This window comes from Micromonospora carbonacea, from assembly GCF_014205165.1.
GTDB classification, from domain to species: Bacteria; Actinomycetota; Actinomycetes; order Mycobacteriales; family Micromonosporaceae; genus Micromonospora; species Micromonospora carbonacea.
The window spans coordinates 4,904,239-4,919,089 of sequence record NZ_JACHMZ010000001.1 but is presented as its reverse complement, the minus strand read 5'-3'; the positions used below and the strand labels follow the sequence as shown (position 1 = coordinate 4,919,089).

Below are 14,851 nucleotides of genomic sequence, written 5' to 3'. Positions count from 1 at the left end.
GTGCGGCAGCCGTGGCGGGTGGCGATCGTCGGGGGCGGGATCACCGGGCTGGCCGCCGCCGTCCGGCTGGCCGACCGGGCCCCGGCCGGCACCGAGGTCACCGTCTACGAGCAGTCCGGCGTGCTCGGCGGGAAGCTGCGCACCGGCGAGCTGGCCGGCGGGCCGGTGGAGTTCGGCGCGGAGTCGTTCCTGATGCGGGACCCGGCCGGCGGCGAGTCCGCCGCGGTGGCCCTGGTGCGCCGGCTCGGCCTGGCCGGCGACATCGTGCACCCCAGCGTCGGGCAGGCCGCCCTGGTCGTCGACGGGGGGCTGCGCCCGGTCCCGGGCGGGACGCTGGTGGGCGTACCCGGGGATCTGGCGAAGGTGACGGCGGTGGCCGAGCCCGCCGCGGACGCCGACCGCGACGCCGGCCGGCCGCTGCTGGCCCCCGACGCGGACGTCTCCGTCGGGGCGCTGGTCCGCGCCCGGTTCGGCGACGCCGTGGTCGACCGGCTGGTCGACCCGATGCTCGGCGGCGTCTACGCCGGCCGGGCCGACGGCCTGTCCCTGGCCACCACGATGCCGGCGCTGGCCCGCGCGGCCCGGGTGGAGCACACCCTGCTCGGCGCGGTCCGGGCGGCGCAGGCCGCCGCGCCCCGCGCCCCCGGCGAGCCGGTCTTCGGCACCCTGGCCGGCGGGCTGAGCCGGCTCGTCGAGGCCGCCGCCACGGCCGGCGGGGCGACGATCCGCCGCACCGCGGCCGTGCGGGAGCTGACCCCGACGGCGACCGGCTGGCGGCTGACCGTCGGCCCCACCCGCGACCCGGAGCTGGTCGACGCGGACGCGGTGCTCCTCGCCGTCCCGGCCCGGCCGGCGGCCCGCCTGCTGGCCGGCGTCGCCGACCTCGCCGGGGCCGCGGCGACCGTCGGCGAGCTGGACTACGCGAGCGTCGCGCTGGTCACCCTCGCGCTGCCCCGCCCGGAGCTGCCGGCGCTGTCCGGGTTCCTGGTGCCGGCCACCGAGGGGCTGCTGATCAAGGCGTCGACGTTCTTCACCACCAAGTGGGGGCACCTGGCCCGGCCGGACGGGCTGGCCCTGGTCCGGGCCTCCGTGGGCCGCTACGGCGAGGAGGCGTCCCTCCAGGTCACCGACGACGACCTGGCGGAGGCGGTGCACCGGGAGCTGTCGAAGGTGCTCGGCGTCCCGCTGCCCGCGCCGGTGGCCCGCCACGTGCAGCGCTGGGGCGGTTCGCTGCCGCAGTACACCCCGGGGCACCTCGACCGGGTGGCCGCCGTGCGGGCGGCGCTGCGCGGCGCGCACCCCACGCTGGCCCTGGCCGGCGCCGGCTACGACGGCGTCGGCATCCCGGTCTGCGTCCGCTCCGGCGCGACGGCGGCCGAGGAGATCATCACGGCACTGGGAGGATCGGCATGACCGAGCAGACCAACGCGGCGCGGCTGCGGGAGCTCAACGAGAGCATCCGCTACACGATGTGGTCGGTGTACCGGGCGACCAGCCCGCTGCCGTCGCTGCGGGAGAACGTCACCGGCGAGGTCGAGGCGCTCTTCGCCGAGCTGGCCGGCAAGGACGTGACGGTGCGCGGCACGTACGACGTCGCCGGGCTGCGCGCCGACGCCGACCTGATGATCTGGTGGCACGCACCGACCAGCGACGCGCTCCAGGACGCGTACCTGCGGTTGCGCCGCACCACCCTGGGCCGGGCGCTGACCCCGGTGTGGTCGCAGCTCGCCCTGCACCGGCCGGCGGAGTTCAACAAGAGCCACATCCCGGCGTTCCTGGCCGGCGAACAGGCGCGGGCGTACCTGTGCGTCTACCCGTTCGTCCGCTCCTACGAGTGGTACCTGCTGCCCGACGCCGAGCGGCGCGAGCTGCTCGCCGAGCACGGGAAGATGGCCCGGGGGTACCCGGACGTGCGGGCCAACACGGTCGCCTCGTTCGCCCTCGGCGACTACGAGTGGATGCTCGCCTTCGAGGCCGACGAGCTGCACCGCATCGTGGACCTGATGCGTGACCTGCGGGCGTCGGGGGCCCGCCGGCACGTCCGGGAGGAGGTCCCGTTCTACACGGGCCGGCGCCGCGCGATCGCCGACATCGTCACCTGTCTGCCCTGAGGGGCTAGGCGCAAGGAAGGGCCCCCTGTTAACGCAGAACGTTGTACAGGGGGCCCTTCTTAACGCGCGCCGCCGCGCGGGGCGGGCGTCGTGCCGTCGGCCTGCCGCGCGGGCGTCGTGCCGCCGGCCGTCAGACGGTCGGCGTGCAGGTGGGGGTCGGCGCGGTGTTGGTGCCGGTCGACGAGGCGACGAACCCGAACGAGGTCTTCCCCCCGGCGGCCAGCGACCCGTTGTACGCCGCGTTGCGCGCGGTCACCGTGGACCCGCTGGTGGTCACCGTCGAGCTCCAGTAGGAGCTGACCTGCTGGCCGTTGGCCCAGGTCCAGGTCACCGTCCAGCCCTTGATCGCCGACGAGCCGGCGGTCACGTCGATCTCGGCCTGGAACCCGCCGTTCCAGGAGGAGACGGGCCGGTAGGTCGCCGTGCAGCCCCCGGTCGCCGGCGGGGTCGTCGGCGGCGGCGTGGTGGGGGGAGGGGTGGTCGGCGGCGGCGTGGTGGGCGGGGTCGTGGTGGGCGGGGTGGTCGGGCCGCCACCGCCGAAGTCCACGTCGCTGCACAGGTAGTACGACTGGTCGAGGTGGCTGGCCTGCCAGATCGTGTAGACGATGTGCCGCCCGGTGCGTCCCGGCGCGTTGGCCGGCACCTGGATCGACACGCCCGACGCCTCCTTCTTCCACTGGGACGCCGGCGTGTTGCCGATCTGGCCGACCAGTTCCAGGTCGTTCCAGCCCAGCGGCTTGGTCAGCGCGTCGAAGCCCTGCTTGGTCACGTACACCCGGATGTAGTCCGCGCCGTGACTGGCCTGGTCGTCGAGCTTGATGCGGAAGCTGTTGGAGATCGAGGTGGTCTTCCACGCGCCGATCGTGTCCAGCGAGTTGTACTGGCCGCTCTGGGTGTGGCCGGCGCTGCACAGCTGGCCGTCGGGGATGGCGGCCTGGTGGTTGCCGGCGACGCCCTCCCGGAACAGGCCCATCCAGTTCCACATGGCCTGCGGGTCGGCCTGGAACGCCTGCCAGCACATCGGGTCCTGGGTGGCCATGGCGGGGTTCATGTGGTCGGCGCCCCAGCGCTGCCAGCAGCCGTAGTTGCGGGACGCGGGGTCGACGACAGACCCGTGGGCGGACGCGGGGTTCGCCAGGGCGGTGGTGAGCAGCATGGCGGCGGCCGTGCCGACGGCGAGCAGCCAGGCTGCCAGGCGCGGCGTGGAACGCCTGCGCACGAGGGTGGACAATGGAGCCTCCGGGATGAGGGGTCGACTGTGACGACGCCCGGATCGCGGGAGTTGCCCCTCCCGTGCCGGTGCGAGTTGCTCCCGTGGCGGCTCTGCTGCGAGATTCCCACACCCATCGGGGTGTGTCAATTTTCGGTGCCCTCCGGGGCGTCGGTGGGGGCGGGCTGCCGGCGCATCGGGGTGTGCGGGATGCCGTCCTCGACGTACTCCGGCCCGCTGACGGCGAAGCCGTGCCGGGCGTAGAAGCCGACCAGGTGGGACTGCGCCTCCAGCACGCACGGCCGGTCGCCCACCGCGGCCAGCGCCTCGGCCATCAGCCGCCCGGCGTGGCCGCCGCCCCGGGCCCCCGGCGCGACCACGACCCGGCCGATCCGCGCCAGGCCGTCGGGGTCGGCCAGGATCCGCAGGTACGCCACGACGCCGCCGTAGCTCTCGGCCCCGCCCCCGGCGTCGACGTGGCCGGCGTCGCCCTCGCTCCCAGCGTCGCCCTCGCCGCCCTCGACCGCCTCGTCGGCGTCATCCCCGGGCCGCCGGCCGGCGGGAGCCGGGCGGGTCAGCCACACGTGCCGGGTGCCCGGCTCGACGTCCCGGCCGTCGAGTTCCGGGTACGGGCACCGCTGCTCCACCACGAACACGTCGACCCGCAGCCGTAGCAGGTCGTGGAGGGTGCGGGCGTCCAACTGGGCGAAGGAGGCGATCCGGGCCTCGACCGTCTGCGGCGACACCCGCCGATGCTAGGCCGCCCGCCCTCGGCGCAAGGAAGGGCCCCTTGTTAACGCATTCTGTAGAGGAAGGGCCCCCTGTTAACACCCGTGTTAAGAAGGGGCCCTTCCTTCGTCTCAGCGGGGGCGGGCGCCCACGGCGTCGCGGATCTCCGCGCCCCGGTCGCCCTCCTCCTGCCGGGCGCAGTGCGCGCAGCAGAAGAAGCGCCCCGACACCTCGACCCCGTGGCCCACGATCTTGACCTGGCAGTGTTCGCAGATCGGGGCCAGCCGGTGCGTCGCGCACTCGAAGCAGTCGAAGGTGTGCACGTCGCCGCTGACCGTGCGCACCTCGAACGCCATCCAGTAGTCGTTGCCGCAGACCTCGCACGTCGCCATCGCCGAACCCCCGTAGCCGAAAGGACAGATGTCCCCCAGCGTGCGCCAGCGGCCCGAACCGGGCGGCCAAAACAGCAGAAAACGGTCTTACCGGGCGGCGTGTCGCGACCGGCGTGTCGGGCGTTGTGCCTGGTGAAAGCCTCGACCCCCGGAGGACGACGTGATCAAGCGCAGCAGGCTCTTCGGCAACCAGACCCGGGTCACCTTCTGCCTGCCCCGCGAGGCGCCGGCCGGCCCGGTGAGCGTGGTCGGCTCCTTCAACGGCTGGGAGCCGGGCCGCCACGAGCTGGTCACCCGACGCGACGGCACCCGTACGGTGACCGTCCGGCTCCGGCCCGGGGCGTACCGGTTCCGCTATCTCGCCACCGGCGGCGTCTGGCTCGACGACGAGTCCGCCGACCGGGTCGACGAGCAGGGCAGCGTGCTGATCGTCTGACGGCGGCCCGCGCCCCGGGCGGAACCGGGCCGCCGCCCGTCAGCCCTGCGCCGGCTCCAGCCGGATCGAGATCGAGTTGACGCAGTGCCGGGTGTCCTTCGGGGTGAAGCCCTCGCCCCGGAAGACGTGCCCGAGGTGGCTGTCGCAGCGGGCGCAGCGGATCTCCGTGCGCCGCATGCCGTGACTGTCGTCCTCGATCTCCTTCACCGCGCCCGGGATCGCGTCGTCGAAGCTCGGCCAGCCGCAGTGCGAGTCGAACTTGGTGTCGCTGGGATAGAGCTGCGCCCCGCAGGCGCGGCAGCGGTAGACCCCGGGGGTCTTCGTGTCCACGTACTCGCCGGTCCACGGGCGCTCGGTGCCCGCCTCGCGTAGCACCTGGAACTCCTCCGGGCTGAGCCGGACCCGCCACTCGTCCTCGGTGCGGGGCAGTTCGTTGTCGTCAAGACTCACCCCGCAACGGTACGTCGGCTGTCGGTGCCGTGGCATATGGTCGCCAGATGGCAGGCACCGCGAAGGCCCCGGCCGCCGAGGTCGAGGTGGCCGGACACACCGTACGGCTGAGCAGCCCCGACCGGGTGATCTTCCCGGAGCGCGGCTTCACCAAGGCCGACGTCTTCGGCTACTACCTGGCGGTCGGCGACGGCATCGTGCGCGCCCTGCGGGACCGCCCGACCACGCTGCAACGCTTCCCCGACGGCATCGGCGGCGAGGCGTTCTTCCAGAAGCGGGTGCCGGCCCGGGGCGTGCCCCCGTGGCTGACCACCGCCCGGATCACCTTCCCCAGCGGCCGGACGGCCGACGAGCTGTGCCCGGTCGACCTCGCCCACGTCGCGTGGGCGGCCCAGATGGGCACCGTCGTGTTCCACCCCTGGCCGGTGCGCGCCGGCCACGTCGACCACCCCGACGAGCTGCGCGTCGACCTCGACCCGCAGCCCGGCACCGACTTCGCCGACGCGGTCGCCGCCGCCGTCGAGCTGCGGGCCCTGCTCGCCGAGCTGGGCGCGACCGGCTGGCCGAAGACGTCCGGCGGCCGGGGCGTGCACGTCTACCTGCGCATCGCGCCCCGGTGGACGTTCACCGAGGTGCGCCGGGCCACCATCGCGCTGGCCCGGGAGCTGGAGCGCCGCCGCCCCGACCTGGTCACCACCGCCTGGTGGAAGGAGGAGCGGGGCGAGCGGGTCTTCGTCGACTACAACCAGACGGCCCGGGACCGCACGATCGCCTGCGCCTACTCGCTGCGGGCCAACGCCCGGGCCACCGTGTCCACCCCGGTCACCTGGGCCGAGCTGCCCGACGTCGACCCCGACGACCTGCACCTGGGCAGCGTCCCGGCCCGGTTGGCGCAGCGGGGCGACCCGCACGCCGGCATCGACGACGCGGCGTGGGACATCACCCCGCTGCTGGAGTGGGCCGACCGGGACGCGGCGGCGGGGCAGGGCGACCTGCCGTACCCGCCGGACCACCCGAAGATGCCCGGCGAGCCCAAGCGGGTCCAGCCGTCGAAGGACCGCGACCGGCCCCGCTGACCGCGGGCAGGGCCGACGGACGCGTCGCTCAGCTGATCGGGCCCATCATCGCGTCGACGGCTTCCTTGGCCGTGCGCAGGTCCGCGCCCGTCGCCTCCCGGTACGCCTTGATCGCCTGGATCTTCTGGCCCCGGGCCAGATACTCGCGGACCCCGGGCGGCTCCGGCCGCCGGTCGACCACCCCGAGGTGGTCCAGCACGAGTTGGAGGCGGCGATCGATCTCGGCCAGCCGGGCCTCCGTGACCCGGTCCCGCCGCGGGCCGGCGAGCTGGCCGGCCAGCAGCAGCACGACGCCGATGGTCAGCACGATGAGGGCGATCTCCATGCCCGCCATCCAAGCAGGCCGCCGCCAGGCCCCCGAGGGCAGGACCGGCGGCTGGTGCGCGCCGGGCCATAACGGTCGGATAACGGGCGCGAACCTTTCCGTACCCGCAGTGGGTCTCTGTGTCCGTCGGCTCCGCGGGGGCCCGGGGAGGCAGCGGAGATGATGCTGGTGTGGAGGCGGGCGTGGGCCGCCCGGGGGCTGTTGTCCGCCGCGTTGGTGGCGGCCCTGGTGGCGGTCGCCCTCGTGACCGGGCTGGCCGACTACAGCCGGCGGGCCGTCGACGCGGGGCAGCGGGCGGTGCTCGCCGCGTCGCCCGCCCAGGAGCGCAGCCTGCTGGTCGGCGGCTCGGGCGGCCCCGACCGGGCCGCCTTCGCCACCCGGGACCGAGCGGTCCGCGACCGCTTCGCCGCCGGGCTCGGCGGGGCGGCGGTGACGGTGCGCGGGGCCCGCTACGGCACCGGGCGGGAGCTGACCGGCGACCTCGGCGCCGCCCGGGCGGGCGACGATCCGGTCTTCGCCGAGCTGACCACCCTGGAGGACCTGGCCGGGCACGCCGAGCTGGTGGCGGGACGGCAGCCCACGGGCGGGGCCGTGCCGATGCAGGTGCTCCTGCCGGAGCGGGTCGCCGGGGTGCTCGGCCTGACCGTCGGCGAGCGGGTGCCGCTGCGGGACCGGGCCACCGAGCGCACCGGCGAGGTGGAGGTGGTCGGCCTCTTCCGGCCCCGGGACCCCGCCGGGTCGTACTGGCGGCTCGCGCCGGGGGCCGTCGCCGCCGGCTCCGAGACGTCGTACGGGCCGTTCCTGCTCGACCCGGCCGACTTCGACCGGACGTTTCCCGGCACCACCTCGGCGGCCTGGCTGGTCGAACCCGACCTGGCGGCGGTCGGGCCGGGCCGGCTGGACGCCGTGCGACGCGCCGTCGCCACGGAGGTCGCCGACCTGCCCGGGGCGACGGGCCTCGGCTCCTCCGCGCAGACCGTCACCACCATGGACCGGCTGATCGACCGGCTGACCCGCGCCGACCTGGTGGGCCGGTCGTCGCTGCTCACCCCGCTGCTGCTCGTCCTCGTCCTCGGCGGGTACGCGCTGATCCTGGTGGCGGCCCTGCTCAACGAGGACCGTCGGGGGCAGACGGCACTGCTGCGCGCCCGGGGCGCGGCCCGGGCGCAGATCGCCGGGCTGGCCCTGCGCGAGGCCGCCCTGGTGGTCCTGCCGGCCGCCCTGCTCGGGCCGCCGATCGCCGCCGAGGCCCTGCGCCGGATCGGCCGCGAGCAGGGCTGGTCGGAGCTGACCGCCCCCGGCGGCGCGACCCTCACCTGGGCGGTCGCCTCCGCCACGGCGGCCGGCTGCGTGGTGGCGATGGCGCTGCCGGCGCTGCGCCGCGCCGGCACGTACGTCGCCGACCTGGCGGCCCGGTCCCGGCCGAGCCGGGGCGCGGCGGCCCAGCGGATCGGCGTCGACCTGGCCCTGGTCGGCCTGGCCCTGCTGGCCTGGACGCAACTGCGGCGGTACTCGTCCCCGCTGGCCGGCGCCGACGGCCGGCTCGGCGTCGACCCGTTGCTGGTGGCGGCACCCACGCTGGGCGTGCTCGCCGGCGCCGTCGTCGCGCTGCGCCTGCTGCCGCCGGCGGCCCGGCTCGCCGAGCGGTTCGTCGACCGCCGGCCGTGGCTGGCCGCGACGCTGGGCATGTGGCAGGCGGGCCGCCGGCCGCACGCCGGCCCGGTGCTGCTGCTCGCGCTCGCCGTGGGCGGCAGCACCCTGGCCTGGTCGCTGGTGACCACGGGGGAACGGTCGCACGTCGACCAGGCGGACTTCACCGTCGGGGCCGACCTGCGGCTGGTCGAGCGGTCCGGGGCCGCGCCGGCCGAGCGGGCCGGCCGGCTCGCCGCCCTGCCCGGCGTGGACCGGGCGGTGCCGGCCTGGCGCGACGACATCCGGGTGGGCCGCGAGGACCTGCCGGTGAGCGTGCTGAGCCTCGACGCGGCGGCGGCGTCCGACGTGGTCCAGTTCGACGAGCGGCTCGCCGGTGAGCCGCCCCGGACGCTCTTCGACCGGCAGGTACGCGGCCGGGCCGCCCCCCTCGGCGTCGAGCTGCCCGCCGCCGCCCGCCGGCTCGCCGGCACGGTCGCCACCCCGGTGACAGATGCCGCCAGGCCGCATCCGGTCCGGGTGTCCGCCCTGCTCACCACCGCCGACGGCGGCGCGTGGAAGCTGCCCCTGGCCAGCGCGGGCAGCGACGGCCGGCCCGTGCCGGTGGCCGTGGACCTGCCGGACAACGGCGGCCGGGCCTACCGGCTGGCCGGGTTCGACGTCGACGCCGGGCCGGCGATCGGCTCCGGCTACCGGCTGGAGGTGACCGGTCTGCGCACGGTGGACGCGGGCGGCGCGACCAGCCCGGTGCCGCTGGCCGGCGACTGGGTGCCCCGGCTGGACGACCCGGAGAGCGCGGAGCCGGCCCGGTTCGCCGACGGCGTGCTGCGCGCCGGCCGGAAGGTGGCGCGCGTCGCGGGCGGCCGGTTCGCGACGCAGCCGACCAGCCGCTTCGCGGTGGTGCCGGCCGGCGCGGGCGCACCGGTCCCGGCGCTGATCACGCCCCAGGTGGCCCGCGCGCTGAGCGTCGGGCGGGGCGACACGATGGACGTCGGCCTCTCCGGGGTGACGCTCACCGTCGAGGTGGTCGGTGAGGTCGACGCGGTGCCGGCCAGCGGCGGGGCCGGCGGCATGCTGCTGGACCTGCCGGCGGCGCGGGACTGGCTGCTGCGGGCCACGGGCACCGTCCGGCCGGTCTCGGAGTGGTGGGTCCGCACCGGGGCCGGCGGGTCCGCCGAGGCGACGCGGGCGGCGGCGGGCCTGCCGGGGGTGACCGTGCTGGACCGGCGGCAGACGGCGGTGGAGGCCGGCCGCGACCCGTACTGGCTGGGCACGCGCACGGGCCTGCTCGCGGCGGCGGCGGGTTCCGTCCTGCTCGCCCTGGTCGGGCTGGGCGTGGACGTCTGGGCCACCGCGCGCCGACGGATCGGCGAGCTCGCGGTCCTGCACACCCTGGGCGCACCGGCGCGGCTGCTCGCCCGCGCACTGCTCACCGAGCAGACGTTCCTGGCCGGCATCGGCGTCGGGGTCGGGCTGCTGGTCGGCGCGGGGGTGGGCGCCACCATGGCCCCGCTGGTGGTGCTCACCCGGTCGGCGGACCGGCCGGTGCCGGAGGCGGCCTTCGCGCTGCCCTGGCTGCCCGTCGCCGGCACCGCCCTCGGCCTGCTGCTGGCGGCGCTCGCGTTCAGCACGGTGATCGCCTCCGGCGTCCGCCAACGCGTCGCGGCGGCCCAACTACGGATCGGCGGAGAGCGATGACCAGGGGTGGGACCAGGGGAACCCGGGCGGCGGGGTTCGGCGGCGGTGGGGTCGCGCTGGCCGGGGCCGTCCGCCGGGTGCGGGCGTTCGCGGGGCAGTTCCTCCTGCTGGGGATGCTGGCGCTGGTGGCCGCGCTGCTGGTGACCGCCGTGCCGCGGACGGCCGACCGGCTCGCCGAGCAGGGGCTGCGGGAACACGTCGCCGGCCGGCCGGCCGCGGAGCGGGACCTCACCCTCACCGCCCCCGAGCTGCCGGCCGGGGGCGGCGGGGTCGTCACGCCGGTCACCGCGGGCCGGGGCCAGGAACTCGACACGCTCCAGGCGGACCTGCCCGAGGCCGTCGGGGCGGCGGTGCAGAGCCGCTGGTTCCTCGCGGAGACCGCCCTGAGCCGGCTGACCGGCCCCGACCTCGCGGCGAAGAACTACTTCGTCGTCGCCCGGCTCCGTTCGGCGCCGGGCGTCACCGGGGCGGCCACCCTCACCGAGGGACGCTGGCCGGCGCAGGCGGTGGGCGCGGGGCAGCCCGTCGAGGTCGCGCTGGCCGCCGACACGGCCCGCAAGCTGAACCTCCGCGCGGGCAGCCGCCTGCGGTTCAGCGGCGTCGGCGGGCAGTCGCTCCCGCTGCTCGTGGCGGGCGTCTTCGAGCCCGCGCGTACCGCCGACGGCGTCTGGGACACCCTGCCGTCGGCGCTGCGGGTGACCGAGCCGGCCGGCGACGAGGAGCCTTACGAGATGGTGGCGCTGACCAGCGACGCGGGCCTGGACGCGGCGATCGCGACCGGCGTGCCGGTCCGGTTCTCCTGGCGCTACCGCCTCGCCGGCCTGGACGTGGCGGGCCTGGGCGCCGTCATCGACGGCGTACGCCGGCTGGAGCGCACGCCCCCGGCCGGGCTCACCGTCACGCAGGCCGTGGACGTCCCGCTGCGGCAGTTCCTCGACGCGGTCTCCGCCGCCCGGACGCTGCTCGCGGTGATCGCCGCCGGGATGATCGCGACCGTGGCGGGGCTGATCGTGCTCGCGGCGCGGCTGGCGGCCCGCCGCCGCGAGGCCGAGTTCGCCCTGCTGGTGGCCCGGGGCGGCGCGCCGACCAGCGGCGCGCGGCGCAGCCTCGCCGAGTCGGCGCTGGTGGTGCCGCCGGCTGCGGCGCTCGGCTGGCTGCTCGGCCGGCTGCTGCCCGGCTCCCCGGCGGGGACGGCGGGCACCGACTGGCTGGTCCTCGTCGCGGCGGCGCTGGCCACCCTGGCCCTGCCCCTGGCGACGCTGGGCTCCCCGGCCCCGCCGGGCGGCCGCCGCGACCTGTCCGGCCGCCGCGCCGGCGGTCGCCGGCTGACCCTCGAACTCCTCGTCGTCGCCCTCGCCGTGCTGGCCACGTTCCTGATCCGTCGCCGGGGCCTGAGCCCCGGCTCGGTCGACCCGCTGCTGGTCTCGGTGCCGGTGCTGCTGGCCGTCGCCGCCGCGGTGCTGGTGTTGCGGCTCTACCCCTGGCCGTTGCGGCTGCTCGGCCGCGTCGCGGCCCGCACGCGTGGCAGCGTGACCTTCCTCGGGGTGGCCGGGGCGAGCCGGTCGGCGGCCACCGGGCCGGTGGTCGTCGTCGTGGTCGCGGTCGCCACGGCCGCGTTCTGCGGGGTCGTGGCGGGCGGCATCGAGGCCGGCCGGGACCGGACGGCCACCGTCGCCGTGCCGGCGTCCGCGCTGGTCGACGGGGAGCGGCTCGCCCCGGACACCGGCGCGGCCCTGCACCGGCTGCCCGGCGTGCGGCGCAGCACCCCGGTGCTGCGGGAGAGCGCGCTGCGCGTGGCCGACGCGCGGGGCGTCGACGCGGGCCTCGCCGCCGTCACCGTGCTGCTGGTCGACGGGCCGGGCCTGGCCGACACGGCGCGCGACGCCGGGGTGGACGTGTCGGTGCCGCCGGTGCTGCGGGCGGGCCGGTCGCCGGGGCCGACGCCCGCGCTCGTCTCCCCGGCGCTCGCCGCCGAGCTGGCCCGCGCGGGCCTCGACGGGTCGGCCCTGGTGACCGTGCAGGGGTACGCCCAACCGTTCCGGGTGGCCGACACGGCCGACGATTTCCCGCTGGTCCCGCCCGACGTCGACCGGTTCGTGGTGCTGCCCTGGCAGGCGCTGGCCGGGGCGGGCACTCCCGGCCCGCCACCGCCCGGCTCCGGGACGCCCGGCCCGCCACCGCCCGGCTCCGGGACGCCCGGCCCGCCCGGCTCCGGGACGCCCGGCCCGCCCGGTCGGGGCGGGACCGGCCCGGTGCCGACGGCGTTCCTGGTCTCCGGCGACGGGTTCGACGTGGAGGCGCTGCGGCGGGCGGGCGACGAGGGTCAGCGCCGCTACCAGACCGGCGGCAGCTTCGCCGCGGGGGAGCGCCCGCGTGGCGCCGAGGTGACCACCTGGCAGGGCGCCCGCCAGCAGCTCGGCGGGGGCGGCGCGAACGGCCTGCTCGTCTTCGGCTTCGCCGCCGGCGCGGCCGGGGGCACCGCGTTCGGCCTGCTGGCGGTCGCCTTCGCGGTGCTCGCCGGTGCGCGGACCCGGGCGCAGGTGCTGTCCCGGCTGCGCACCCTCGGCCTGTCCCGCCGGCAGTGGCGGGGCCTGCTGCTGGTGGAGCTGACGCCCCTGGTCGCCGCCGCGCTGCTCACCGGCGCGCTCACGGGGGCGCTGCTGCCCCTGCTGCTCACCCCGGCGCTCGGGCTGGCCGCGTTCACCGGCGGCGAGCCGGTCCGGGTCGCGTTCTCGCCCGGGCTGGTCGGGGCCGTCCTGGCGGCCGGCGCGGTGGCGTTGGCCCTCGCGGTGACCGTGGAGACGGTGCACAACCGCCGCATGCGCCTCGGCGAGGTGCTCCGGCTCGGAGAGGGGAGCTGACCGTGTGTGCAGACGTGGCGGGGAATGCTGACGATGCGTGGAGAGGGATGCTGAGATGACAGTCACCGTGACGGCGTCCGCCGCGCCGGACCTGGCCACCCTGCAACGGCGGGCCGCGCAACGGGCGGCCGAGCGGGCCGGCGGGAACGACCGGCTGCGCGGGCACATCGTCTGCGACGGCCTGGTGCGGATCTTCAAGACCGACGGGGTCGAGGTGGTCGCGTTGCAGGGCCTCGACCTGGTCATCGACCGGGGGGAGCTGGTCGCCATCGTCGGCGCGTCCGGCTCGGGCAAGTCCACTCTGCTGAACATCCTCTCCGGGCTGGACACCCCGACCGCCGGCATCGCCCGGGTCGCCGAGTACGACCTGCTCGCGATGTCCGCCCGCCGCCGGTTGAGCTACCGCCGGCGGATGGCCGGGTTCGTCTGGCAGCAGACCGGCCGCAACCTGCTGCCGTACCTGACCGCCCTGGAGAACGTCGAGCTGCCGATGCGGCTGGCCGGTGGGCGCTCCCGGCGGGCCCGCCGGGAGCGGGCCCGCGAGCTGCTCGACCTGGTCGGCGTGGGCCACTGCGCCGACCGGCGGCCGGGGCAGCTCAGCGGCGGGGAGCAGCAGCGCTGCGCGGTCGCGGTGGCCGTGGCCAACGACCCGGAGGTGCTCTTCGCCGACGAGCCGACCGGCGAGCTGGACGAGGCCACCGGCGCGGAGGTCTTCGCCGCGCTGCGGCAGATCAACGCGGAGCTGGGGGTGACGGTCGTGGTGGTCACCCACGATCACGCCGTGGCCACCCAGGTCCGCCGGACCGTCGCCATCCGCGACGGCCGGACCGCCTCCGAGGTACGCCGGACCGCGCGCATCGGCGCGGACGGCAGCACCGAGCTGGTCAGCGAGGAGTACGCCGTGCTGGACCGCGCCGGCCGGATGCAACTGCCGGAGTCCTTCGTCGACGCCCTGGCCCTGCGCGACCGGGTCCGGCTCACCCTGGAACCCGACCACGTCGAGGTGCGGCCGGGCGACCGGGCCGACGCCGAAGGGAGCGACGCATGAGCGAGCAGCAGCAGCCCGGTCCCTCCGCCGCCACGGCCGCCGGGCTGGCCGCCGCCCCCGGTGCCGCCCCCGGGTCGACCTCGACGGTGGACGAGGTGGTGCGGGTGGACCGGGTGAGCCGCACCTTCGGCCGGGGCGAACGCGCGGTGCACGCCGTCCGGGACGTCTCCTTCACCGCCGGGCGGGGGGAGCTGGTCGCCGTCCGGGGCCGGTCGGGCGCGGGCAAGACGACCCTGCTGAACCTGGTCGGCGGCCTGGACCGGCCCGACTCCGGCCGGGTGCGGGTGGCCGGGCACGACCTCGGGGCGGCCGGCGAGCGGGAGTTGCTGCGGCTGCGCCGGGGGACCGTCGGGTTCGTCTTCCAGACCTTCGGGCTGATCCCGATCCTCTCCGCCGCCGAGAACGTCGGGGTGCCGCTGCGGCTGGCGAAGGTGCCCGCCGCCGAGCGGGAGGAACGGGTGGCGGTGCTGCTGGAGCTGGTGGGGCTGGGCGGGCACGCCGCGCAGCGGCCGTACGAGCTGTCCGGCGGGCAGCAGCAGCGGGTGGCACTGGCCCGGGCGCTGGCCAACGAGCCGGACCTGCTGATCGCCGACGAGCCGACCGGGCAGCTCGACTCGGAGACGGGCCGGTCCATCATGGACCTGCTCCGCGCCGTGGTGCACGCGCGCGGCATGACCGCCCTGGTCGCCACCCACGACCCGGCCCTGATCGACCTGGCCGACCGCACCCTCACCCTCCGCGACGGCCACCTGGTCCCCGCCCCCTGACCCGACTCCCGCGATCTTGCACTTGCGGCCCCTCGGGTGGGGCCTTCGCCTCATTTGTCGGGGCCCGAAGTGCAAGATCGCGGGGGAGAGGGGGTGGG

The 14,851-nt window shown here is 76.9% G+C and carries 13 protein-coding genes and 1 pseudogene; 8 read left to right on the top strand and 6 right to left on the bottom strand.

All coding sequences use genetic code 11. From position 1 onward, the window contains the following. Both hemG and hemQ read left to right on the top strand, forming a co-directional pair. Nucleotides 1–1,413, top strand: a complete 1,413-nt coding sequence (hemG, locus tag HDA31_RS20430; protein ID WP_178063948.1) for a protoporphyrinogen oxidase — start codon at nt 1–3, stop codon at nt 1,411–1,413. Next, the gene (hemQ, locus tag HDA31_RS20425; RefSeq protein WP_074474002.1) at nt 1,410–2,111 is read left to right on the top strand and encodes a hydrogen peroxide-dependent heme synthase; all 702 of its coding nucleotides are present in this window, start codon (nt 1,410–1,412) and stop codon (nt 2,109–2,111) included. Before hemG ends, hemQ begins: the two co-directional genes overlap by 4 nt. A gap of 130 nt (nt 2,112–2,241) precedes the next feature. On the opposite strand, the gene HDA31_RS20420 is transcribed toward hemQ, so the two are convergent. From HDA31_RS20420 to HDA31_RS20405, 4 genes and pseudogenes are all read right to left on the bottom strand, one after another. After that, nucleotides 2,242–3,267 carry a lytic polysaccharide monooxygenase auxiliary activity family 9 protein gene (locus HDA31_RS20420; RefSeq protein ID WP_376701457.1) on the bottom strand — a complete coding sequence of 342 codons (1,026 nt, stop codon included), beginning with the start codon at nt 3,265–3,267 and terminating at the stop codon, nt 2,242–2,244. Nucleotides 3,268–3,467: 200 nt separating this feature from the next. Then, nucleotides 3,468–3,905, bottom strand: coding sequence for a GNAT family N-acetyltransferase (locus HDA31_RS33100; protein ID WP_425488127.1), 438 nt, complete (start codon nt 3,903–3,905; stop codon nt 3,468–3,470). Further along, nucleotides 3,897–4,067: pseudogene (locus tag HDA31_RS33425) on the bottom strand (GNAT family N-acetyltransferase); the annotation flags it as partial. The pseudogene HDA31_RS33425 and the gene HDA31_RS33100, both read right to left, overlap by 9 nt. 114 nt (nt 4,068–4,181) lie before the next feature. Continuing rightward, nucleotides 4,182–4,442 (bottom strand): metallothionein, encoded by a 261-nt coding sequence (locus tag HDA31_RS20405; protein WP_178063950.1) that lies wholly within the window; start codon nt 4,440–4,442, stop codon nt 4,182–4,184. 160 nt (nt 4,443–4,602) lie between these two features. Between HDA31_RS20405 and HDA31_RS20400 the strand changes: the two genes are divergently transcribed. Beyond that, nucleotides 4,603–4,878, top strand: coding sequence for an isoamylase early set domain-containing protein (locus tag HDA31_RS20400; RefSeq protein ID WP_178063951.1), 276 nt, complete (start codon nt 4,603–4,605; stop codon nt 4,876–4,878). Nucleotides 4,879–4,917: 39 nt separating this feature from the next. Here HDA31_RS20400 and msrB read toward each other — a convergent pair whose 3' ends face one another. Next, nucleotides 4,918–5,328: a peptide-methionine (R)-S-oxide reductase MsrB gene (gene msrB, locus HDA31_RS20395; RefSeq protein ID WP_178063952.1), complete on the bottom strand. Its 411-nt coding sequence runs from the start codon at nt 5,326–5,328 to the stop codon at nt 4,918–4,920. Nucleotides 5,329–5,375: 47 nt separating this feature from the next. On the opposite strand from msrB, the gene ligD reads away from it, so the two are divergent. Beyond that, on the top strand, nt 5,376–6,404 hold the full coding sequence (gene ligD, locus HDA31_RS20390; RefSeq protein WP_178063953.1) for a non-homologous end-joining DNA ligase: 1,029 nt from the start codon (nt 5,376–5,378) through the stop codon (nt 6,402–6,404). A gap of 28 nt (nt 6,405–6,432) precedes the next feature. Here ligD and HDA31_RS20385 read toward each other — a convergent pair whose 3' ends face one another. After that, nucleotides 6,433–6,729: a hypothetical protein gene (locus HDA31_RS20385; RefSeq protein WP_219825016.1), complete on the bottom strand. Its 297-nt coding sequence runs from the start codon at nt 6,727–6,729 to the stop codon at nt 6,433–6,435. Nucleotides 6,730–6,888: 159 nt separating this feature from the next. Between HDA31_RS20385 and HDA31_RS20380 the strand changes: the two genes are divergently transcribed. From HDA31_RS20380 to HDA31_RS20365, 4 genes are read left to right on the top strand one after another with little or no spacing between them, the layout of a single operon-like run. Continuing rightward, on the top strand, nt 6,889–10,077 hold the full coding sequence (locus HDA31_RS20380) for an FtsX-like permease family protein (protein ID WP_178063954.1): 3,189 nt from the start codon (nt 6,889–6,891) through the stop codon (nt 10,075–10,077). Continuing rightward, nucleotides 10,074–12,938 (top strand): FtsX-like permease family protein, encoded by a 2,865-nt coding sequence (locus HDA31_RS20375; RefSeq protein WP_178063955.1) that lies wholly within the window; start codon nt 10,074–10,076, stop codon nt 12,936–12,938. Before HDA31_RS20380 ends, HDA31_RS20375 begins: the two co-directional genes overlap by 4 nt. 55 nt (nt 12,939–12,993) lie before the next feature. Continuing rightward, nucleotides 12,994–13,986 (top strand): ABC transporter ATP-binding protein, encoded by a 993-nt coding sequence (locus tag HDA31_RS20370; protein ID WP_178063956.1) that lies wholly within the window; start codon nt 12,994–12,996, stop codon nt 13,984–13,986. Then, nucleotides 13,983–14,753, top strand: a complete 771-nt coding sequence (locus tag HDA31_RS20365) for an ABC transporter ATP-binding protein (protein ID WP_246384508.1) — start codon at nt 13,983–13,985, stop codon at nt 14,751–14,753. The genes HDA31_RS20370 and HDA31_RS20365 overlap by 4 nt, the downstream gene beginning before the upstream one ends. The last annotated feature ends 98 nt before the right edge of the window (nt 14,754–14,851 follow it).

Excerpts from the sequence above, each read along its gene's own strand:
- HDA31_RS20405 (WP_178063950.1), bottom strand. The coding sequence starts at position 4,442 with ATGGCGACGTGCGAGGTCTGCGGCAACGACTACTGGATGGCGTTCGAG.
- HDA31_RS20370 (WP_178063956.1), top strand. The coding sequence starts at position 12,994 with ATGACAGTCACCGTGACGGCGTCCGCCGCGCCGGACCTGGCCACCCTG.
- ligD (WP_178063953.1), top strand. The coding sequence starts at position 5,376 with ATGGCAGGCACCGCGAAGGCCCCGGCCGCCGAGGTCGAGGTGGCCGGA.
- HDA31_RS20420 (WP_376701457.1), bottom strand. The coding sequence starts at position 3,267 with ATGCTGCTCACCACCGCCCTGGCGAACCCCGCGTCCGCCCACGGGTCT.
- HDA31_RS20365 (WP_246384508.1), top strand. The coding sequence starts at position 13,983 with ATGAGCGAGCAGCAGCAGCCCGGTCCCTCCGCCGCCACGGCCGCCGGG.
- HDA31_RS20375 (WP_178063955.1), top strand. The coding sequence starts at position 10,074 with ATGACCAGGGGTGGGACCAGGGGAACCCGGGCGGCGGGGTTCGGCGGC.
- hemQ (WP_074474002.1), top strand. The coding sequence starts at position 1,410 with ATGACCGAGCAGACCAACGCGGCGCGGCTGCGGGAGCTCAACGAGAGC.
- HDA31_RS20380 (WP_178063954.1), top strand. The coding sequence starts at position 6,889 with ATGATGCTGGTGTGGAGGCGGGCGTGGGCCGCCCGGGGGCTGTTGTCC.
- HDA31_RS20385 (WP_219825016.1), bottom strand. The coding sequence starts at position 6,729 with ATGGAGATCGCCCTCATCGTGCTGACCATCGGCGTCGTGCTGCTGCTG.